This window comes from Alkalibacillus almallahensis, from assembly GCF_011761495.1.
In the GTDB taxonomy this organism is placed as follows: domain Bacteria; phylum Bacillota; class Bacilli; order Bacillales; family Alkalibacillaceae; genus Alkalibacillus; species Alkalibacillus almallahensis.
Genome location: NZ_JAASRU010000002.1, coordinates 222387 through 243976, shown reverse-complemented (window position 1 = coordinate 243976; position 21590 = coordinate 222387). Strand labels below are relative to the sequence as shown.

The window sequence follows — 21590 nt, the reverse complement described above, 5'->3', positions numbered from 1 at the left end:
CTATGTCGATACAAATTATTTTAAACTTGTTAATCGCGCTAATGTGGATGTTCTTAAGAGAAGGTTACACAGCCTCGACATTCATTGTCGGTTTCATTATAGGGATTGGTTTGTTATTTTTACTCAGACGTTTTCTTCCTGATATCTTCTACATTGTGCGGTTATATCGGATTTTCAAATTGTTTGTGTTTATCTTCATTAAAGAACTGATTATGTCGAGTGTTAATATTGTTGCTTTAGCTTATAAGCCAAAATTGAATGTCGAACCAGGCATTTTCAAACTACCAGTCGAACTTAAAAGTAGCTGGGAAATTACTTTGTTATCATCTTTGATTTCACTGACACCTGGAACATTGAGTGTTGCTGTTGCAGAAGATCAAAGTAGTATTTACGTCCATGCGATGGATTTACCTGATATCGAAGAATCAATCAATGATATTAAAGTTACGTTTGAAAAGGCAATTATGGAGGTGACACGTTAATGTTAAAAGAATTTGGTAATCAATTTCTAGATATAGCATTATGGATTAGCTTCGTTGGTGTCACTTTATCCATTGCCTTACTTGTTTATCGAACCATTAAAGGTCCGACAAATCCTGACCGTGCTGTAGCTTTAGATGCTATTGGTGTCAATATGATGGCCTTAATCGGATTACAAGCGATTAATTTAGCTACAGACAAATTAAATGACGTTATTTTATTAAGTGGTATTCTACTTTTCATTGGTACCATAGCCATCGCAAAATTTCTCGAAAAGGGTGTTATCATTGATCGAGATCATCGTTAGTTTACTTATATTGATCGGTACATTTTTTACCTTTTCTGGTTCACTAGGCATCGTGAGATTCCCAGATGTATTCAATCGTTTACATGCCGCAACTAAAGCTGCAACGCTGGGTGTTGCTGGCGTCTTGTTAGGAGCCTTTATTTTCTTAGTATTTGATATTGGTATTATAAGTGGCAAGCTTATCTTAGGTATCTTCTTCGTCTTAATAACAGCACCTATTAGTGCCCATATGATTTCGCGTGCAGCTTATAACTCGGGTGTGGAACTCACAGAAGAAACTCGTCATGATCAATTAGAAAAGGATCAATCGTCTTAATCAGCAATCGTCCTATGATTTAATAGGGCGATTTTTTATGTACAGGCACATTCGCTTTATATAGGCATATATTACATGTATAGACTCATAACCCTTACTTAGGGAGTTGATACATGTGTTAAGCCTCATGAAGCTTCTATTCACCTTTTTACACAACCCTTATTTGTTTTTTGCTTACGTTAAAGGAAATGCTTTTCCCCAACCTTTATCCTCTAAAGAGGAACATTACTATTTAGAACGATGGCAAGAAGGAGATGAAGAAGCGAGGAACAAATTAATTGAACATAACTTACGACTCGTTGCACATATTGCTAAAAAATACGAACAAAACAAAGAGGAACAAGAAGATCTTATCTCAATTGGAACAGTTGGTCTTATTAAAGGAGTTGAAAGTTATTCCCTTAATAAAGGGACTAAATTAGCAACCTATGTGGCAAGATGTATCGACAATGAAATTTTAATGTTTTTAAGATCAGCTAAAAAAACACATAAGGATGTGTCATTACAGGACCCCATTGGCCATGACAAAGAAGGTAATGAAATCAGCTTGATCGATGTATTAAAAGCTGATCATCCTGACTTAACAGAAACAATTCAAACAGCAATAGATATTGAACATATTTTCAATTACTTACATTTATTAGATGACCGTGAACGTGAAGTTATTGTAAAAAGGTATGGATTAAATAAGCAAAAAGAATATACGCAAAGAGAAATCGCTGACTTATTACAAATTTCACGTAGTTATGTATCACGAATTGAAAAAAGAGCACTTATGAAAATGTTCCACGCGTTTTATCGTGACCACAAAAAGAGTAAAAGTTCATCCTAACTCAACCAAAAACAGCTACCTAATCAACATAGGTAGCTGTCATAATTATTTCTGATTCAGTTTTAGGATTTCGGCTATAAGTAAGGCGCTATGTTTAGCTGCCTTATCCAAGTATGCTTCAAATGAAATATCTGAAGATTGGCCTGCAATATCTGATAATGACCGAATAATTAAATAAGGTGTTTGATATTGGTGACAGACCTGTGCAATTGAAACAGCTTCCATTTCTAGCGCTTTCACATCCGAAAAACGCTCAGCCACTTGTAACACGCGTTCGTAATCAGACATAAACGAATCACCTGTTCCAATTAATCCTTCTACAACTGTAATGTCTTCAGGAAGAATACTTTTCGCACTTTGGGCTTGTTTGACTAACTGTTCATCTGAGTAAAACCTTGCAGGCATTTGTGGAATTTGACCATACGTATAACCGAATGCTGTTGCATCAGCATCATGATGCAAAGTTTCTATTCCTATAACTAGATCGCCAACTCGCAAAGCCTGGTCAACACCCCCACTTGAGCCTGTATTAATCACATAATCAGGTTGAAATCTTTCATGTAAAATCGTCGTCGAAATAGCTGCATTCACTTTCCCAATGCCTGATCTTAACAGCACTACTTCATGACCGTGTAGATGTCCAATTATAAAATGACAATGAGCAATTGTTTCTTCTCGTTCAACTGTCATCTGCGATTTTAACCAAGACACTTCTTCGTCCATTGCACCGATTAAGCCATATCGCATATTTATTCTCCTATTCTTACTCGGTATCCTCATTTGTTTCGTCACTGTTTTCGCTATAATCAGGATGCCTCATCGTTTACTTCTAATTCTTCGATCTTTTGAGGTTGCCAACCTTCACCCTCAATCCAATCTAGATAGACACGATACACCTCTTCTTGATTACTATCTGTTACGGTACCAATAACATGATTAGCCATGCCACCACTTTCTAATCGCCAGAAAATAATATTGTCTTCACTTAGGCCAGTTGCATACTCAATCGCATCTTCCATCTCAGCACGGTCTTGTGTGCCTTCAGAAAACTCTGAGTTATGAGGCTCTTCCTGTTCAGTACCAATTGGTTCCCAATCCTGCTCAATAACACGCGTTACATTTTCTTTATCAGATTCAGTGACGGTTTCATCCGTTGGCTCCTCAGGTGAATCAGATTCTGTCTCTTCTTCGTTATTTGATTCTGAGTTTTCTTCTGAAGAATCATCAGAATTCTCATCGCCTTCTTGCCCACCTTGTTCTTCTTCATTATTGGACTCAGACTCATTATTCTCACCTGACTCATTGGCACCATCTGTGTTTTCATTGTTAGATTCATCGTCTTCATTTGACTCTGTAGACTGATCAGCCGTTTGATTATCTTGCTGTTCTTCTGAATCATCCCCACCAAAAAACCAGAAACCAATCAACACAATAATAAGTAGTATGACCGTCCAAATTAATACATTCATTAGTCTTGTATTTTTTCGTCTTTTTTCAAAACGTTCTGAGCGACTATGATCCATTAACAGTTCCTCCTAACCCATTATCTTAAACAGTCCTACACCGATTCGTGTAGGACCTATATATTACTTCACTTCTTTAATTTTGACTTCGAATTCGCCACCTGGTGTTTGGACCATGACTTGATCGCCAATTTTCTTACCTAGCAAACTCTGTGCCATTGGTGAGTCATTTGAAATGCGCCCTTCAAACGGATCCGCTTCTGCACTACCAACAATTTGATATTCTTCAACGTCGCCATCTGGGATTTCTTCAAATACAACCGTTTTCCCTAATTGTACAATTTCGTTATTATCGTCATCATTTTCAATAATAACTGCGTAGCGAATCATGTTTTCAATTTGTGAGATACGAGCCTCGACAAATGCTTGTTCATCTTTAGCTGAATCATACTCTGAGTTCTCTGATAAGTCACCAAAGTCACGGGCAATTTTTATGCGTTCAACGACTTCTGGTCGTCTTACGGTCTTTAACTCTTCTAATTCTTCTTCTAATTTGCGCTTACCATCTTCTGTCATATAATAGCTTTGTTCTTCAGCCATGCTTGGACACTCCTTCTTAATTCATATATCTGCATTAGCGATAATCATAATGGTTAAATTTGTTTTTTGTCAATAATACTTTTAATTTTTGTTGATAATAAATCGATTGCCACGTGGTTTTCGCCACCTTCTGGAATAATAATATCAGCATAGCGCTTAGCTGGTTCGACGAATTGCAAATGCATTGGTCGAACGACGTTCATGTACTGATCCATCACTGATTCTAGGGTACGGCCACGTTCTTTAATGTCGCGCATCATACGACGAATAATCCGTATATCTGCATCTGTATCAACAAACACTTTAATATCCATCATATTACGTAATTGTTCGTCCTCTAAGATCAAAATTCCTTCTAAAATAATCACTTCTTGAGGTTCTACTGTAATCGATTCATCTGATCGTGTATGCAATTCATAATTGTACACTGGTTTTTGCACAGTTTCTCGCCTAGAGAGACGATCCAAATGATCAATTAACAAATCATTATCAAAAGCTAATGGATGGTCATAATTTGTATTCAATCGTTCTTCAAATGGTATATGTGATTGATCTTTATAATATGAATCTTGTTCTAGCATAAGAATAGATGTATTTTCAAATTGGTCACAAATAGAACGCGTAACAGTCGTTTTTCCCGATCCTGTTCCCCCTGCAACCCCTATGATGATTGGTTTGTCATTCAAAACCCGTAAACTCCCTTCTTCTGAAGCTCAATAAATTTATTTTTTAACGGCAATTGCTACTCCATCACCTGTTTCCACTATTGTAGTATCATAATCAATGTGATTCACAAGCCATTGATTAAAATGATTAATTTTTTCTCCAATGGATTGCCAACGAGAGTCATCATTTACCTCTTTAGCAACATACCCCTTAAACAGAACATTGTCAACCACTAGGATTCCACCTGATTTTAGATGAGAATTTATTTTTTCTACGAAAGCTTGATACTGTCCTTTAGCTGCATCAACAAAGATAAAATCATATTCTTGTTCATACGGAATTTGCTCAAGCCATTCCAATGCATCATCAAAAACGATTGATATTTGTTCGGTTAAACCTGCTTGTTTCACATAGTGAGCCGCATCTTGATACCGTGTTGAATCGCGTTCAATCGTTGTGATATGAACATTAGAACTAGCATTAGCCATTTGTATGGCTGAATACCCGATAGCTGTTCCAATTTCTAACAATTGTTGAGGCTGGTAAATACGTATTAGTTGTTTCAAAAAAGCGATTCCATCTAGCTCCATAATTGGAACTCGATGTTCTTCTGCATACTTTTCCATCTCTAATAATAATGAGTCATTGTGTTGATTCAACGATTGAATATATTGTTTCGTTTTTCCCATAATGACCTCCGTCAGTACTTCAAATGTTGTCTAATTTATTACATGGCTTCCTAAAAGTCCGTTGTTGATATTGTGTTTCGCTACCGGTGGACGCTTTTACCCATAGGGCACAGGTGCAACATCTGTTCAATCTCACTACGTTCGTTTTTCACAGTGTTTTCTATGCAGGGGCACGGCTCGAGCCTCCTCGGCCGCTAAATGAACTTCGGCTAAGTGCCGGACGTCAATCACAAACGCCGAAGTGACCCACATCCTGTGGGCCTCTGGGGGGCTCGAGACACGTGCTTTTCCCGTGACGGCCCGGACGGCCTAATGTCGACGTTGGTCACAAAAGCTGATTTCCTAAGCTTCTTCGACTATTCTGCGCCGAGTACTCGCAGGCGCAGGACGTGACCGCTCTTAGTCGACCAGGAGTCGCCACCTTCGCTTCACACAATCCAACAACTAACTGCTAAATCATTGGAAATCGACACTAAATTTTAACATAGCACTATAATTAGACACCTATTGCATATTCTTTTACGTAAAGAAATCGACAAAAAGAGAGGAATGCGATGTTTAATCGCACTCCTTCTTCAAACTAATCATTCGATGGACGGTGTTCATCAATATTAGCTTGATGCTCTTCTAATGTTTCGGCATAATGTATATCTCCATCATCGCCATGTAAGAAATACCTATAATTATGATACTCAGGATCAACTGCGGCTTCTAATGCATTTTCTCGATAATTAGAAATTGGCCCTGGTGGTAAACCACGGTTTTGATACGTGTTATACGGGTGCTCAATTTCTAAGTCTTCGTTAAGTACTCGCTCTTGATGTTCACCTTTTGCATATAAAACGGTTGGATCAGTTTGTAGTGGCATTTCTTCTCTGCCTTCTTCAGGTCTCAAACGGTTATAAAAGACGCCTGATACCATAAATCGAGTATCTGCTTTAGGTGCTTCATTTTCAATAATTGAAGCCATAGTTAACGCTTCATGAATTGTTAGATCGCGACTTTCAATTTGATCAATATAATTAAACACTTGTGTTCTTGTTTCATCTAACATCATTCGTACCACTTGATCAATTGTCGGATCTTCTTCATAGAAGGAATAGGTTAAAGCATTCAGATAACCTTCTAATGGGTAACGAACGTCTTCATTTAAAATATCATCTGATAATAAATCAGGATATTCTTCCATAAGCGTTTGAATGAACTCTTCATCCGTCATTTTATTCATAAACTCTTCAGCATCAATTGACGTTTCTTCACCATAGATTTCGGCTATCTCTTCAAGTGTTGTTCCTTCAGGTATGGTAACAGTAAATTGTGGTTCTACCATAATCGTACCTGTCTTTAATGTTTCTACTATTTCGTTCATGCTAAGACTTTTTGACATTTGATAGTCACCAGCTTGGAAGCCTGTCTCGTTTTTGAACGTGACGTAGTAATCAAAGATGGTTGCATTGCTTATGATATTATTTTCTTCTAATATATTAGCAATGTCTTCAACACTTGAACCGAGTGGCACACTGACCTCGATCAGTTCGTCATTGTCAGGGTCAACTGGGCTCAACCCCTCTTCTATATAATTGTAAAGAAAGTAACCGCCAACTAGGAATATAACAATAAGTGCTAAAATCGCAATTACAATGATCCTTCTGGCCATGCTTGCTTCCTTTATTCGTTCAGCTTTAATGTCTTCTGGATTTTTGGAAGATGACAAATAACTTCCCCCTAACTTTCTTTATACCAAATAAAGTATAAAATAAAATGCGTCATTTTTCTATCTTTGTTTTAAATTTGTCGAAAATTTTATCTTAAGTCAAAAAACAGACCATGTGAAGTCACATGGTCTTGGTCATCATTATTCGCTTTCTTCATCTGATTCAGTAAAGGTGGCAAGCATCTCTTCGACCATATTCCACTCTTCTTCTGTTTCAATTTGGAATAGGGTTAGATCGTCTGAATCACCTTCAGCTTCTTCATAACGAAAAGCAAATACTTCGACTTCCTCTTCTTCTTCTTGTTCAGCAGGTACAGCGACTAAATACGATTTTTCAGTATGATCCACGTCAAATGTGAATAACACATCAAATAAATGTTCTTCACCTGATTCATCAGGTATGATAATACGTTCTTTTTCCTGCATTGTGTCCACTCCTTTTATTAGCGGTTAGCGTCAAGATAACTTTGTAATATCATGACAGCTGCCATTTTATCAATTACTTGTTTACGTTTTTGTCGGCTCATATCAGCGTCCAAAAGCACTCGTTCAGCAGCCATTGTGGTTAACCGCTCATCCCATAAAACAACTGGTAAATCAAAGGTATCTTCTAAATATGAAGCAAATTCTTCACTCGCTTCACCACGTTCACCAATTGATCCGTTCATATTTTTCGGTAATCCAACAACGATTCTGCTAATCTCGTGTTCCTGAATAATTTGCGACATTTGATCCTTAACAGATGAATAATCCGTTTCTGTCCAGTGTAATGTTTTAATACCCTGGGCTGTTAAATGTAAAGCATCAGAAACAGCAATACCGATTGTTTTCTCACCGACATCCAAACCTAAAATTTTCATAACATGTCCTCAAGAGTCTTTCGTTGTTTTCAAGTAATTCTTGACCACTTCTTCAATGATCTCATCACGTTCTAATTGAGACATTAAATTACGTGCGTCATTATGACGAGGGATATAAGCCGGATCACCTGATAATAAGTAGCCTACAATCTGATTGATCGGATTATAACCTTTCTCCTCTAATGACTCATAAACTTGGTGCAGTGTTTCATTCACCTGATTAGCTTGAGAGTCATCAGAAAACTGGTACTTCATAGTATGATCGTTTGACATGTACAATCCCCCTCGTATGACTTTATCTTCATTATATACCGAAATGCTATGAAGATAAAACCGTTTTGACATAATCTTTAGCAGCAGCGAGTGCTTGTTCAATTTTTTCAGGCTGTTTACCGCCAGCTTGTGCCATATCTGGGCGACCTCCACCGCCGCCACCACACTGGGTTGCTGCTTCTTTAATTAAGTGACCGGCATGGAAATCACGGTCAATTAAATCTTGGGAAACGCCTGATGCTAATTGAACTTTGCCCTCATTTTCCATTGCTAACAAAATGATGCCAGAATTAAGCTGCTGTTTCAAATCATCCACCATATTTCGAAGCGCATTCATGTCACTAACATCTACTTTTTGGGCAAGTAGAGGCACATCATCAATATATTCGATTTGCTCTAAAATATTAGCTGACTCCACGTTAGCTAGTTTCTGAGTTAATGATTCATTTTCACGTTGTAAATCTTTTAATTCTTGATAAAGACCATCGATTCGTTGTGGAACTTGCTCTGATTTCGTCTTTAATTTTGATGCAGCGTCATTTAATAATTGTTCACGTTCTTCGTAATACTCATACGCACCTTTAGCAGTACATGCTTCGATTCGACGAGTTCCTGCACCAATTCCTGTTTCTTGAGTAATCTTGAATAATCCAATTTCAGCGGTATTATTAACATGGCAACCCCCGCAAAGTTCGATGCTGTAATCATCCACAAAAACTACTCGAACCTCTTCACCATATTTTGCGTCAAACAGAGCCATCGCACCCATTGACTTCGCTTCTTCTAATGTATGGTGTGAAATTTGAACTTGAATTGATTCCCACACCTTTTCATTAACGATTTGCTCGATCCGTTGAAGCTCGTCATCTGTTAAGGCATTGAAATGGGAAAAATCAAATCGTAAACGATCAGGAGCAACAAGTGAACCTGCCTGATTCACATGATCACCTAAAACATCTTTTAAAGCTTGATGCAAGAGATGTGTAGCCGTATGGTTTTTAACAATTTGTTTGCGTTCATATGCATTAACCTCTGCCTTCACAGCTTGATCTAGGGTTAAAGAACCTTCTACGACTTCAATTTGATGTAAATTCTGACCGTTCGGCCCTTTCTGAACGTCTTTTACTTTTGCAGAGCCTGTTTCAGATTGAATACGGCCTTTATCTGCGATTTGTCCACCGCTTTCTGCATAAAACGGCGTTTCAGTTAGAACGACCGTCGCTAGATCACCAGCTTGTAATTCTGTTGCTTCAGCTTGATCTTTTACCATCGCTGTTAACGTCGTTGTCGTCGACAAATTGTCATAGCCAATAAAATGACTTGGGACATGAATTTGTTGTAAGACTTCATCTTGGACTTGCATAGAATCAACTTTTTGACGTGCTTGGCGCGCACGCTCACGTTGTTTCGTCATTTCTTTCTCGAATCCTGCTTCATCAATTGTAAAACCTTCAGCTTGAACATACTCTTCTGTTAATTCTTTCGGGAAGCCATACGTATCATACAAAGTGAATACTTCTTCTCCTGGGAAAATCGTGCTTTGCTTCGCTTTTTCTGTTTGCATCACTTTTTCTAAGATCGCCAGTCCATCTTGCAATGTTTCATGGAAACGTTCTTCTTCCTTTTTCATGACTTCTTGGACAAAATCCTTTTTATTATAAACTTCAGGATAGAAGTCATACATAATGTCCGCCACCTGATTAACTAAATGATACATAAAAGGCTCATTCAAGTTTAGATCTTTAGAAAAACGAATCGCACGTCTTAATAAACGTCTTAGTACATAGCCGCGCCCCTCATTCGAAGGTAAGGCACCATCACCAATCGCAAAAGCAACGGTACGAACATGATCGGCAATAACTTTAAAAGCTACATCTTGGCGATTATGCGTGCCATAGGTCATGCCTGATAATTTTTCCGTTCTCTCAATTATCGGTTTAAATAGATCTGTTTCAAAGTTAGTTCTCGTATCTTGAATCACAGATACAATACGTTCTAATCCCATTCCAGTATCAATATTTTTCTTCGGAAGCGGTGTATAAGTATGATCTGGATTATGATTAAACTGCGAAAACACTAAGTTCCAAATTTCTAAATAACGCTCGTTTTCACCACCTGGATAAAGCTCAGGGTCTTCTGGGTTATGACCATAATCTTCGCCTCGATCATAGAAGATTTCAGTATTCGGTCCACTAGGGCCTTCTCCAATATCCCAGAAATTCTCTTCAATACGAATAATCCGTTCAACAGGGATTCCCACTTTAGTCTTCCAAATCTCGTAAGCTTCTTCGTCTTCTGGATGAACAGTTACTGATAAGCGCTCAGGATCAAAACCAATCCATTGATCACTCGTCAAAAACTCCCATGCCCATTCAATAGCTTTTTCTTTAAAATAATCACCAATTGAAAAATTGCCAAGCATTTCAAAAAATGTGTGGTGACGCGCAGTGAATCCTACGTTTTCAATATCATTAGTACGAATTGATTTTTGCGCATTTACGATTCGTGGATTCTCTGGAATGATCCGACCGTCAAAATATTTTTTTAATGTCGCAACTCCACTATTAATCCATAATAATGTCGGGTCTTCTTGTGGAACAAGAGAACGACTGGGTTCAACGCCATGACCTTTTTCTTTGAAAAAATCTAAAAACATTTGTCTCACTTCATGTGATTGTAGTCGTTGCACGCTTACTCCTCCTTCAGTTTATGTACAGTCTAATCAATGATAGAAAAAACCGTCCCTACATGTAACATGTAGGGACGGTTTTTCCGCGGTACCACCCTAATTATAGGCTACTTAGTGCCTATCCACTTTAGTGACACAATAACGCTGTGCAAACGTCGGGGGTTAACCGCTCTCCAGAATAGCTTCAGTGACCCTTCACTTAGCGTTTCTTCCAGCTTATGAAACACTTCTCTGTAAGTGGCCTGTCACCTATTCGTTCCTTCATTGATTTACGTCTAATTTATGATTACCTGTCGTAATTATAGTGAAACCGAATACTCATGTCAACTTATAACTTATGTAGTCTAGCCACCACAGCGGTGGTGACTAGACATTTTTTTAACGAAAGCGTTTCATTAGCTTTCGACCCGATTTTCGAAGCTGCTTCATCGATTTATTTCGACGAAAAAATCGATTGTTACGCATAGCATAAACGACTGCAGCACCGAGAACACCAGTCGACATGACACGACCCACTGTCATCACCAACCTTATGAGTTAGACGCTGTTCTATACCGAAGGGTACGAACATTTTTAGTGTTTAACAATTACATAAAATCATAAGGCGAAAAATCTTCCTTTTCATCAACTTCCATATGATCTAAATTTGTAGCAGCTGTAGAAACAGGCTCAGTCGTCTTACCGTGAAAAGCATGAATTCTTTCAACTAATGTCGTCTGACGTTTAAAGGCATCACCTTTTTGCAGACCTTCTAAGAAGATATCGTAGTGTCCACAAATAATTAGTGATGATTTACCACGTGTCACAGCCGTATAAATTAAGTTTTTAACAAGCATTCGTTTAAACGGCCGAACGATGGGTAAAATAACAATCGGAAATTCACTGCCTTGTGATTTATGAATTGAGATGGCATAGGCCAACATGATTTGATTAAAATCTTGTCGCGTATAAGATACTTCTAATCCTTCAAAATCAATAATTAGTTCGTCTTTTTTGGACTCTGCTTCTTTCGCATATTTAACGGCAATAATTTCTCCTATATCCCCATTAAAGACATCTTTTTCAGGCTGATTAACTAACTGAATGACTTTATCACCCGTGCGAAAGATCGATTGAAAATGCTCGATTTCCCGCTTCTTCTCCATTTTAGGATTAAAAATATGTTGCAAGGACTGATTTAATTCATGAATCCCCACTTTCGTCCGGTACATAGGGGCCAACACTTGAATATCGCGCATCGTATAACCTTTATCCAATGCCTTTGTTACAATTTGTTCAATCGTATCAATTGCATGGTCACTTGATGTATCAATGAAATTGAAATCTGCCTTTTTCCCTACTGCTTGTTCAGGTAATTGGTCATGTTTAATATCATGAGCTAATTTAACAATATAAGAGTCATTTTTTTGACGATAGATCTCTTGTAATCGACAAACAGGAACTGCTTTGGATGTAAGCAAATCAGCTAAGACTTGTCCTGGGCCAACTGAAGGTAATTGATCTTCATCACCAACAAAAATCACTTTCATGTCTGTCGGCACAGCTTTAAGCAATCGATTGGCTAACCAAATATCCACCATCGAAAATTCATCAACAATAATCATCTTGCCACTCAACTGATTTGAACCGTTGAATTCAAATTCTTCTTCACCAGACCAGCCAAGTAAACTGTGTATCGTCTTCGCTTTAAGTCCTGTTGATTCTGTTAAACGCTTAGCAGCTCGTCCCGTTGGTGCAGCCAGAATAAAATCACTTTGTCGTTTCGGTTTGTTTTTCTGAAATAAAGTTTCGTAGCAATGGAGGATTCCTTTAACAACGGTTGTTTTACCTGTACCAGGGCCACCTGTTAATAACATGACTTTATGATCTAAAGCTTTTTTGACTGCTTCATATTGTTCTTCGCCGTAAGCAATGCCTTCCTGCTCTTCAATTTCACCGATTGTTGCTAACAATTCACTTTCATCATAAGAAGCCTCTTCTTCCGTTTCCAGTAATCGAGTTAACTGTGAAGCAACACCTTCTTCAGCAAAATACAATTGAGGTAAATACAACCGTTGATTTTCTAATACAACTAAGCTTTCTTCGACTAAATGATTAAGATGATCTAATAATGATTCTGCATCTTCTATTACCTGACCTTGGAATAACAACTGGTTAAGACGATCAATTAAAGGAGCCAATTCCGTATAGACATGTCCATTTGACGCTTCTTCATCCAAAACATGAAGAATACCAGCTTGTACTCGTGTCGGGTGTTCATCTATAATGCCTAGGGATTTTGCAATTTCATCAGCGCGCTGAAAACCGAAACCATCTACGTGAAAAACGAAGTCGTAAGGATTACCTTGAAGTTGTTGAATTGTTCTTTCTGCATAAGCTTCATACAATTTCCGAGCTAATTGCAAACCAACACCGTATTTAGCTAACTCTACGGTGACCTGTTCAAAGCCTTGATGTAATCTTAGATCAGCAATAAACTGCTTCTTAGTTTCACTTTTTAATCCAATGACTTCGTCGAGTTTTGATTCATCACGTAATATGTCATCGACTGCATTCATGCCTAATGTATCGACTATTTTCTTTGCTGTTTTCTGACCAATTCCATAAAATAAATCGCTTGATAAGTACTTAACTAAACTGTCTTCAGTTTTCGGCAATTCTTTTTCGTATGTAAAAACACTTAATTGCTCACCAAATTTAGGATGTGTTTGCATCTGACCGTAAAAAATATAGTCATTTCCATGCGTCAATGCAGGGAAATGACCTTTAACCACTAATTCTTGCTCATCCAATTCTAAATCCGTATCCGCAACAGAAATAGACGCAATTGAAAATTGCGTCTGTTGATTTTGGAAAATCATTTGATTCAGCTGTCCTTTGACAAAGTATTGTTCAGCCATATCAAGTATCTCCCTTAAGAATCGTCCTGTTTTAATAACTCTTCAACTTGCTTTTTACCATTGCTTGCTAGCACATGCTCAGGTTGAATGGCCAACGCCTGATCAAATTGTTTTAACGCTTCTTCAGGCTTCTCGCGATATAATAGACAAACAGCTTTGTTATAATGGGCGTCACTATGATCATTTGTTAATGACAAGACATGATCCATTTGCTTTTCAGCATCGTCAATCATATTCGCATACGCTAAAGTTAAGCCATATTGAAATTGAATGTCGACATCTTCATGATTCAATTCACTCGCTCGTTGCAAATAAGGAAGAGCAAGCTTAGGTTGTTCTTGATTTAACAAGGACATGCCAAGCATAAAATAAACATCCTCATCCGCTAACCCTTGCTTCATCGCTTCCTGAAATTGTTCTGTTGCCTCAGCATATTGTTCTTGTTCATAAAATAAGCTGCCTAATCCGTAATGGGCTGCTGGAATCTCTTTTTCTAACTCCAATGCTTTACGATAAAAACGCTCTGCTGATTCAAATTCTTGCAAATGAACAAGTAAGTTAGCGAAATTAATGAAACCGACTGGGTCCTCAGGGTTAGCTTCAATATAATCGTTAAACGCTTGGGCCGCTTCTTCAAATTGGTGATTTTGCATGAATTCTATGCCTTTTTGTAATTCACTCATAAATAAATCCCTTTCTTCTAATCACATGCATTAAAAGTGCCATCATTCGTTTGATGACACTTCCTATAATTTAATTAAGCTAAATGCGCCAATGCTTCATCATGACGATAAGCTTCTTCAATCGTACCTCCACCAAGACAAACGTCTCCATCATAAAATACAACCGCTTGTCCAGGCGTAATTGCACGTTCTGCTTGATCAAATTTCACATGAACGGTTCCGTCTTCATTAGGATAAACTGTCACTGGACTATCTTGCTGACGATAACGGAACTTCGCTGTACATGAAAATGGTTGTGATAAATCTTGTTCAACTAACCAATTAACCTCAACAGCTAATAAAGCATCTGAATATAGAGCATCATGATGGAAGCCTTGACCGACGTAAAGAACATTATCTTTAAGGTTTTTACCGACAACAAACCATGGATCACCTGCGCCACCAATGCCTAAACCTTGACGTTGACCAATGGTGTAATACATTAAACCGTCGTGTTGACCTTTAACCTCACCAGATAAAGTCTGCATTTCACCAGGTTGAGCTGGTAAATATTCGCTTAGGAATTCTTTAAAATTCCGTTCACCAATAAAGCAAATGCCCGTGCTGTCTTTTTTCGTTGCTGTAGCTAGATCGTTTTCTTTCGCAATATCGCGTACTTCTTGTTTCGTTAGTTCACCTAATGGGAACATAATTTTCGGTAAGATATCTTGTGAAATTTGATTTAAGAAATACGTTTGGTCTTTGTTATTGTCAATTCCACGTAACATCTCAACTTGTCCGTCACGTTCACGCACGCGAGCGTAATGACCAGTTGCTAAATAATCAGCACCAAGACCGATTGCGTGATCAAGAAACGCTTTGAATTTGATTTCTTTATTACACATCACATCAGGGTTAGGTGTTCGACCTGATTGATATTCATCTAAGAAATATTGAAAGACTTTGTCCCAATATTTTGATTCGAAATTAACTGAGTAGTATGGGATATCTAATTGGTGACACACGCGTGCGACATCTTCATAATCCTCTGTCGCCGTACAAACACCAAACTCATCAGTGTCGTCCCAATTTTTCATAAAAATTCCCACTACATCATATCCTTGTTGCTTTAAAAGAAGTGCTGTCACAGAGGAGTCAACACCTCCAGACATTCCGACCACGACTCGTGTATTTGCGTTATCTGACATTTATGTCACCACCTTCTTTAACCGATCAATAATCGGCTTAATTTTTTCAGCTACAGTAGCCATTTCTTCTTCTGTATTATGAATTCCGAAACTAAAACGAATCGAATTGGTTAAGCGAGGATCTTCTTCACCGTACATGGCTTTTAATACATGGGATGGATCAATAGAACCAGCTGTACAAGCAGAACCTGAAGAGACAGCTACTCCTGCTAAATCCAAGTTCGTTAAAAACATCTCAACTTCTGTGTTAGGAAAACTTATATTGATAATATTAGGCACACGGTCGTTTAAATCGCCATTTAAAGTAAAGGTTATACCTTGTTGCTCTAATTCTGTCAACAAACGATTTTGCAATGCTTCATAATGATGGTAGCGTCTTTCTCGTTCACTTTCTAACACCTGTATAGCCTCATCAAATCCAGCAATAGCTAAAGTGTTTTCCGTACCAGAACGCCACTTTCTCTCTTGCTCTCCACCATGTAATTGTTGTTGTAAATGAAGATCTTCCTTCTTATACAGGAACCCAACTCCTTTAGGTCCGTAAATCTTATGGCTTGAGGCAGTTAATAAATCAACGCCTAGATTTTGAACATCCATTTTATAAACACCAAATGATTGAACAGCATCTGTATGGAAGATCGCTTGATGTTCGTCTAATAATACACCAATTTCTTGGATAGGTTGAGTAACACCTATTTCATTATTCACAGACATAATCGTTACCAAAATCGTATCGTCACGTAACGCAGCTTTCACATCTTCAACTTTAACTCTGCCTAATTCATCAACAGGTAAATAAGTGACGTCAAAGCCGTCCTTTTCTAATTGTTCACATGGGTGGAGAACAGCATGGTGCTCAATAGCTGTTGTTATAATGTGTTTACCTTGAGTCTGGTAAGCATAAGCTGAACCAAAAATAGCTAGATTATTAGCCTCTGTTCCTCCACTAGTAAAAACAATTGTCGAAAAAGCTGCGTTGATCGCTTTAGCTACTGTTGTTCGTGCTTGATCGACTATCTTACGGCCCTCACGACCAAATGCATGGATGCTAGATGGGTTTCCATATTGTTGATTCATCACAGCCATCATTCTCTCTTGCACTTCTTTATGAATGGGCGTTGTTGCCGCATGATCTAAATAAATTGAAGCCAAAATCGTCACCTTCTTTGATTCTTAAATATAAAACATATACTCTTCTTGATATAAATCTTGGTCATATTCTGCCAAGTCTTCAAGGGTTGTTTGTTCTAAAACATCTTTAACTGCATCACGAATTCGTTTCCATAGCTCACGTTTTGCAGGTTCTTCATCGTCCATTTCTTCAACAGGACGAATAGGACCTTCTAATGTCCGAATAATATCTGCAGCCGTGATTTGTTTTGGTTCGCGTGTCAGTAAATAACCACCCTTAGCACCACGAACACTTTTCACTAAACGCTCATTTCTTAAAGGCGCAATTAATTGCTCTAAATAATGCTCTGATAATTCATAATCTGCCGCAATGGATTTTAATGGAATCGGTTTGTCGCCATAATTTTTGGCTAATGCGATCATAATAGTTAATCCATAACGACCTTTTGTTGAGATTTTCAAACAAAGCGCCTCCTATCTTTTCTTTTATTCTTATCTAAATTTATTATAACACGGTCAAATTGGCTTGCCGATTAAGTCGTATAAAAACCACAGGATATTATAGCATGTTTTAAAGCCTAAATGCATTTAATCTGATTGATTTTGTCGTCCTTTTTCTTTTAAAGAATTTAACTTCTCGTAAGTTTGGGCTAATCGTTTTTCTTCCCCGATTTCTTTTGGTTTATAATACTTCGCATCCTTTAGTCGCTCAGGAAGATACTCTTGATAAACCCAAGAACCTTGGTAGTTATGTGGATATTTATATTCTAGACCATGCCCTAAGTCTTGGGCGCCTTGGTAATGTGTATCTTTCAAATGATCTGGAATATCATCAGTGATCCCTTTTTGAACATGGGCGATTGCTTGGTCTAAAGCCTTATATGCGGTATTAGATTTAGGTGATAAGCATAATTCGACAGTTACAACAGATAAAGGAATTCTACCTTCAGGTAAGCCTAGTCTCTCTACTGATTGGATGGCTGGCAAAACACGAGCCGTTAAAGGTGGATTAGCTAATCCAATATCTTCATAAGCAATGACAAGTAAACGACGGGTGATTGCTTCTAAGTCGCCACCTTCTAATAATCTGGCTAAATAATGTAAAGCAGCATTCACATCACTTCCACGTATACTTTTTTGAAAACTCGACAAAAGGTTATAGTATATATCACCTTTCTTATCATGTGAGAAACCTTTATTTTTGATGCAATACGAAACCGTGTCATGGTGTACGATATACGTTCCATTTTCGTCTTGGTCTGATGCAAAAACAATATCCTCTAACAATGTTAAAGCTGTTCTTGCATCACCTGTCACAGATGCAATCTGTTGTAATTGTTCATCTGAGATATTGATTGATAAATGACCCAGACCTTTCATGTCATCATTTAAGGCTTGATGAAGTAAAGTCATGATCGCATCTTGGTCTAATAATGATAGTTGTTTAATTTGACCACATCGTGATCGAATGGCATTGTTCACACTGTGATATGGATTCTCTGTCGTAGCTCCTACTAGGGTAATAACCCCTTCTTCCAATGCTTTCAATAAATAGTCTTGTTGACTCTTATTAAAACGATGAATCTCATCTATGAATAAAATAGCTCCGCCACTCATTTTTGCCTTGGCAATAATCTCCTCTATATCTTTCTTACTTGCGGTCGTTGCATTAATGGCATAAAAATCTTGATTAGTCGAACCAGCAATAGCAAAAGCTAACGATGTTTTTCCTGTTCCTGGTTGACCATACAAGATCATGGAGGGCACATGATTTTGCTTAATCATTTTATATAGTGGGGTGTGCTCTCCAATAACATCGTCTTGTCCGATGACATCTTCTATTTTTTCTGGTCGCATACGATACGCTAAAGGTTCTTGTACTAACATAGCATAACTCCTTTAATCTAGCTCTAATACTATTTTACATGATTAGGACATATTGTGACGAACATTCTTTCTCACCATGTATAAAGCGTTCATATTTTGTATATGATAGATATCGAAATCTATAATCAACTTTTAATAATGATATAAACGAAAGGATCGATGCGACTATGGTGAAAGTACGTCAAGATGCTTGGTCACATGAAGATGATCTATTACTAGCCGAAACCGTTCTCAGACACATACGAGAAGGTAGTACACAATTAAACGCTTTTGAAGAAGTCGGGGATGCTTTAAATCGCACAGCGGCTGCTTGTGGCTTTCGTTGGAATGCCGAAGTGAGACAAAACTATGAAAAAGCAGTAGATTTAGCTAAGAGACAACGGAAGGAACGGAAGCGAGCTAAAAATCAAACTCAAACTCATTCAGAGAAACTTCCTGAACAAGGTGAAAGTTCCAAACTTCCAGTCACTGTTGAGTCACCATCTGTCCAAACGACAAGTGAGACAGTCAATGATTCTATGCTCGATGGAATTATTCAACAATTAGAGACATTAAAGACTCAAATGCGTGATCAAAGTGATATTGATATCATCAAAACTGATAATCAGCAATTGCGTGAAGAGAATGATCTACTGAAAGAAGAACTTCAATCTTTAAAAGCGCAGTACAATAGTCTACAAGAGGATTATCAGACATTTATTACAATCATGGATCGTGCTCGTAAAATGATGATTCTCGAAGATGGACAAGAATCTCCAGCATTTCAAATGGAGAAAAACGGTAATTTACAGCAAATTGCTAAATAAAGAAAAGCGGTTATTTCCTGATTTGGAAATAACCGCTTTTCTTATATGTAACAATCCCAATTGTGCCGTCTCTCCATTTTGTTTTGAACCCGCTCAAGGCAGGTGGGTGTCTTGTTCCATGTTTGTTGTAAGTCCTCAAAAGGCATTTACGCACCATGGAAACGTCAGACTCCCATTTTATATAAGTGTTCGGTCAAAACGTATTAGGAGTAAGACGAACACATTAGGATTGCTTCATCTTATTTTGTATTTAAATCATAGCATGAACATCACTGTGTTTCAAGCTTAGAAATCGTCGTTTTTTGTAGTAATTTTTTCCGATTGTTACTCTGAAGGGTTTTCATTTTTTTTTAGTTGTTTTTAAATAAAGTTCATCTAGTTGGCTTTCGTCTACTGCATCAGGCGCTTGCGTCAACAAGTCTGATGCAGAAGCTGTTTTCGGAAACGCAATCGTATCACGTAAGTTTGTTTTTCCAGCTAAAAGCATCACTAAACGATCAAAGCCTAATGCAATACCACCATGAGGCGGTGCACCAAACTCTAAAGCTTCAAGTAAGAAACCAAATTGGTCTTGAGCTTCTTCCTGTGTAAATCCTAATGCTTCAAACATTTTTTCTTGCATGTCTTTCTTATAAATACGTAATGAGCCTCCACCCAATTCGTATCCATTTAATACGATATCATAAGCACGCGCCTTCACATCTGCTGGATTATTTTGAAGCTCGCTTAGGTCATCAGTTTGAGGCATTGTAAACGGATGATGTGCTGCATGGTAGCGACCGTCATCTTCATCATATTCAAATAATGGCCAATCTGTGACCCATAAGAAATTATATTGGCTATCATCAATTAAGTCTAAGTCTTTAGCTAATTTTTGGCGTAAAGCACCTAAACTGTCGTAGACGACTTCAGCTTGGTCTGCAACAAATAATATTAAATCATTTGATTCACCATTTGTAGCGTTCAAGATTGCATTAGCATCTTCTTCTTCAAAGAATTTAGCAATTGGCCCAGTGAGTTGACCTTCATCCACTTTCATCCACGCCAAGCCTTTAGCTCCGTATATAGCGACAAATTCAGTCAACTGATCAATATCTTTACGAGAGAATTGATCGGCATAACCTTTAACATTAATTGCACTGACTTTACCGCCAGACTCTATTGCTTGTCTAAATACTTTAAAGCCACTATTTTTCACAACTTCATTTAAATTAATTAGTTCTAAATCAAATCGTGTATCTGGCTTGTCCGAACCGTATCGCTCCATAGCTTCTTCGTAAGTCAAGCGTGGAAACGGTAAAGGTACATCTACTTCTTTAACATCTTTAACGACAGATGCCAACATTTCCTCAGTCATTTCCATGATTTCCTCTTGAGACATAAATGACGTTTCAATATCGACTTGGGTAAATTCTGGTTGTCTATCAGCACGTAAATCCTCATCACGGAAACAACGGGTGATCTGATAATACTTTTCAAATCCAGACACCATAATGAGCTGCTTAAAGATCTGAGGAGATTGTGGCAGTGCATAGAATTCTCCTGGATGAACTCGACTTGGCACTAAATAGTCACGTGCTCCTTCAGGCGTGCTTTTCGTTAGGATCGGTGTTTCCATTTCTAAAAAGTCTTGATTATTTAAATAATGACGTATGGCTTGAGCCGTCTGATGTCTTAGTTTCAACGTGTTTTGCATCGTTTCACGTCGTAAGTCAAGATAACGATATTTTAATCTTGTATCCTCATTCAGATCGTTGGCATCGTCCACTTTAATTGGCAAAGCTTTTGAACTATTAACAAGCGTTACCTCATCAACAAGCACTTCAACTTCACCTGTAACCATATTAGGATTTACGGTTTGTTCATCACGACGCTTAACAGTCCCTTTAATTTCAACAACATATTCACTACGTAAGTTTTCTGCTGTTTCAAGTGCTTCTTGATTATGTTCGGGGCTGAAAACAGTCTGAACAATACCAGAACGATCACGGAGATCAATAAAAATTAAGCCTCCTAGATCACGGCGTTTCTGTACCCAGCCTTTTAACAGTACAGATTCATCAACTAATGCAGTTGTTACCTGCCCACTATGTGTTCGTTTTTCCAT

Annotated in this window: 23 protein-coding genes and 1 other RNA gene; 5 read left to right on the top strand and 19 right to left on the bottom strand. The window is 37.9% G+C overall.

Annotated elements, in window-relative coordinates; all coding sequences use genetic code 11:
* The first annotated feature begins 2 nt into the window (after window positions 1-2).
* The 4 genes from FHR85_RS03255 to sigK all read left to right on the top strand — a co-directional run bounded on the left by FHR85_RS03255 (window position 3) and on the right by sigK (window position 1935).
* Complete coding sequence (locus tag FHR85_RS03255) at window positions 3-482, top strand: Na+/H+ antiporter subunit E (RefSeq protein WP_167261031.1); 480 nt, start codon at window positions 3-5, stop codon at window positions 480-482.
* Window positions 482-787: a Na(+)/H(+) antiporter subunit F1 gene (locus tag FHR85_RS03250; RefSeq protein ID WP_167261029.1), complete on the top strand. Its 306-nt coding sequence runs from the start codon at window positions 482-484 to the stop codon at window positions 785-787. The genes FHR85_RS03255 and FHR85_RS03250 overlap by 1 nt, the downstream gene beginning before the upstream one ends.
* Window positions 768-1103: a monovalent cation/H(+) antiporter subunit G gene (mnhG, locus tag FHR85_RS03245; RefSeq protein ID WP_167261027.1), complete on the top strand. Its 336-nt coding sequence runs from the start codon at window positions 768-770 to the stop codon at window positions 1101-1103. The genes FHR85_RS03250 and mnhG overlap by 20 nt, the downstream gene beginning before the upstream one ends.
* Before the next feature lie 127 nt (window positions 1104-1230).
* Window positions 1231-1935 carry an RNA polymerase sporulation sigma factor SigK gene (gene sigK, locus FHR85_RS03240; RefSeq protein WP_167261025.1) on the top strand — a complete coding sequence of 235 codons (705 nt, stop codon included), beginning with the start codon at window positions 1231-1233 and terminating at the stop codon, window positions 1933-1935.
* Between the two features lie 45 nt (window positions 1936-1980).
* Here sigK and mtnN read toward each other — a convergent pair whose 3' ends face one another.
* The 17 genes from mtnN to FHR85_RS03155 form a co-directional block, all read right to left on the bottom strand.
* On the bottom strand, window positions 1981-2682 hold the full coding sequence (gene mtnN, locus FHR85_RS03235) for a 5'-methylthioadenosine/S-adenosylhomocysteine nucleosidase (protein ID WP_167261023.1): 702 nt from the start codon (window positions 2680-2682) through the stop codon (window positions 1981-1983).
* Window positions 2683-2741: 59 nt separating this feature from the next.
* The gene (locus tag FHR85_RS03230) at window positions 2742-3458 is read right to left on the bottom strand and encodes a DUF1510 family protein (RefSeq protein ID WP_167261021.1); all 717 of its coding nucleotides are present in this window, start codon (window positions 3456-3458) and stop codon (window positions 2742-2744) included.
* A 63-nt stretch (window positions 3459-3521) separates the two neighbouring features.
* Entirely contained in the window at window positions 3522-3998 is a 477-nt protein-coding gene (greA, locus tag FHR85_RS03225; RefSeq protein WP_167261019.1) for a transcription elongation factor GreA, read from the bottom strand.
* Between the two features lie 53 nt (window positions 3999-4051).
* On the bottom strand, window positions 4052-4684 hold the full coding sequence (udk, locus tag FHR85_RS03220) for a uridine kinase (RefSeq protein ID WP_167261017.1): 633 nt from the start codon (window positions 4682-4684) through the stop codon (window positions 4052-4054).
* Window positions 4685-4720: 36 nt separating this feature from the next.
* Entirely contained in the window at window positions 4721-5353 is a 633-nt protein-coding gene (locus tag FHR85_RS03215; RefSeq protein ID WP_167261015.1) for an O-methyltransferase, read from the bottom strand.
* A 580-nt stretch (window positions 5354-5933) separates the two neighbouring features.
* Window positions 5934-7067 (bottom strand): endolytic transglycosylase MltG, encoded by a 1134-nt coding sequence (gene mltG, locus FHR85_RS03210; protein WP_243864133.1) that lies wholly within the window; start codon window positions 7065-7067, stop codon window positions 5934-5936.
* A gap of 141 nt (window positions 7068-7208) precedes the next feature.
* Window positions 7209-7493 (bottom strand): DUF1292 domain-containing protein, encoded by a 285-nt coding sequence (locus FHR85_RS03205; RefSeq protein WP_167261013.1) that lies wholly within the window; start codon window positions 7491-7493, stop codon window positions 7209-7211.
* 17 nt (window positions 7494-7510) lie between these two features.
* Window positions 7511-7927: a Holliday junction resolvase RuvX gene (gene ruvX / locus FHR85_RS03200; protein ID WP_167261011.1), complete on the bottom strand. Its 417-nt coding sequence runs from the start codon at window positions 7925-7927 to the stop codon at window positions 7511-7513.
* A gap of 9 nt (window positions 7928-7936) precedes the next feature.
* Window positions 7937-8200: an IreB family regulatory phosphoprotein gene (locus FHR85_RS03195; protein WP_167261009.1), complete on the bottom strand. Its 264-nt coding sequence runs from the start codon at window positions 8198-8200 to the stop codon at window positions 7937-7939.
* Between the two features lie 46 nt (window positions 8201-8246).
* Window positions 8247-10889 (bottom strand): alanine--tRNA ligase, encoded by a 2643-nt coding sequence (alaS, locus tag FHR85_RS03190; RefSeq protein WP_167261007.1) that lies wholly within the window; start codon window positions 10887-10889, stop codon window positions 8247-8249.
* 378 nt (window positions 10890-11267) lie between these two features.
* Window positions 11268-11411: a hypothetical protein gene (locus tag FHR85_RS03185; protein WP_167261005.1), complete on the bottom strand. Its 144-nt coding sequence runs from the start codon at window positions 11409-11411 to the stop codon at window positions 11268-11270.
* Window positions 11412-11476: 65 nt separating this feature from the next.
* A complete protein-coding gene (gene recD2, locus FHR85_RS03180; protein ID WP_167261003.1) occupies window positions 11477-13789 on the bottom strand; it encodes an SF1B family DNA helicase RecD2 in 2313 nt (770 codons plus the stop codon).
* Window positions 13790-13803: 14 nt separating this feature from the next.
* The gene (locus FHR85_RS03175; RefSeq protein ID WP_167261001.1) at window positions 13804-14472 is read right to left on the bottom strand and encodes a tetratricopeptide repeat protein; all 669 of its coding nucleotides are present in this window, start codon (window positions 14470-14472) and stop codon (window positions 13804-13806) included.
* A gap of 74 nt (window positions 14473-14546) precedes the next feature.
* Window positions 14547-15659: a tRNA 2-thiouridine(34) synthase MnmA gene (mnmA, locus tag FHR85_RS03170; RefSeq protein WP_167260999.1), complete on the bottom strand. Its 1113-nt coding sequence runs from the start codon at window positions 15657-15659 to the stop codon at window positions 14547-14549.
* On the bottom strand, window positions 15660-16811 hold the full coding sequence (locus FHR85_RS03165) for a cysteine desulfurase family protein (protein WP_167260997.1): 1152 nt from the start codon (window positions 16809-16811) through the stop codon (window positions 15660-15662).
* Window positions 16812-16832: 21 nt separating this feature from the next.
* Window positions 16833-17252 carry a cysteine metabolism transcriptional regulator CymR gene (gene cymR / locus FHR85_RS03160; protein WP_167260995.1) on the bottom strand — a complete coding sequence of 140 codons (420 nt, stop codon included), beginning with the start codon at window positions 17250-17252 and terminating at the stop codon, window positions 16833-16835.
* A 126-nt stretch (window positions 17253-17378) separates the two neighbouring features.
* Window positions 17379-18677, bottom strand: a complete 1299-nt coding sequence (locus tag FHR85_RS03155; RefSeq protein ID WP_167260993.1) for a replication-associated recombination protein A — start codon at window positions 18675-18677, stop codon at window positions 17379-17381.
* Window positions 18678-18844: 167 nt separating this feature from the next.
* On the opposite strand from FHR85_RS03155, the gene FHR85_RS03150 reads away from it, so the two are divergent.
* Complete coding sequence (locus tag FHR85_RS03150) at window positions 18845-19483, top strand: RsfA family transcriptional regulator (protein WP_167260991.1); 639 nt, start codon at window positions 18845-18847, stop codon at window positions 19481-19483.
* A gap of 49 nt (window positions 19484-19532) precedes the next feature.
* On the opposite strand, the gene ssrS is transcribed toward FHR85_RS03150, so the two are convergent.
* Together ssrS and aspS are read right to left on the bottom strand one after the other, a co-directional pair.
* Window positions 19533-19716, bottom strand: a non-coding RNA gene (gene ssrS / locus FHR85_RS03145) — 6S RNA.
* A 107-nt stretch (window positions 19717-19823) separates the two neighbouring features.
* On the bottom strand, window positions 19824-21590 hold the full coding sequence (aspS, locus tag FHR85_RS03140; protein WP_167260989.1) for an aspartate--tRNA ligase: 1767 nt from the start codon (window positions 21588-21590) through the stop codon (window positions 19824-19826).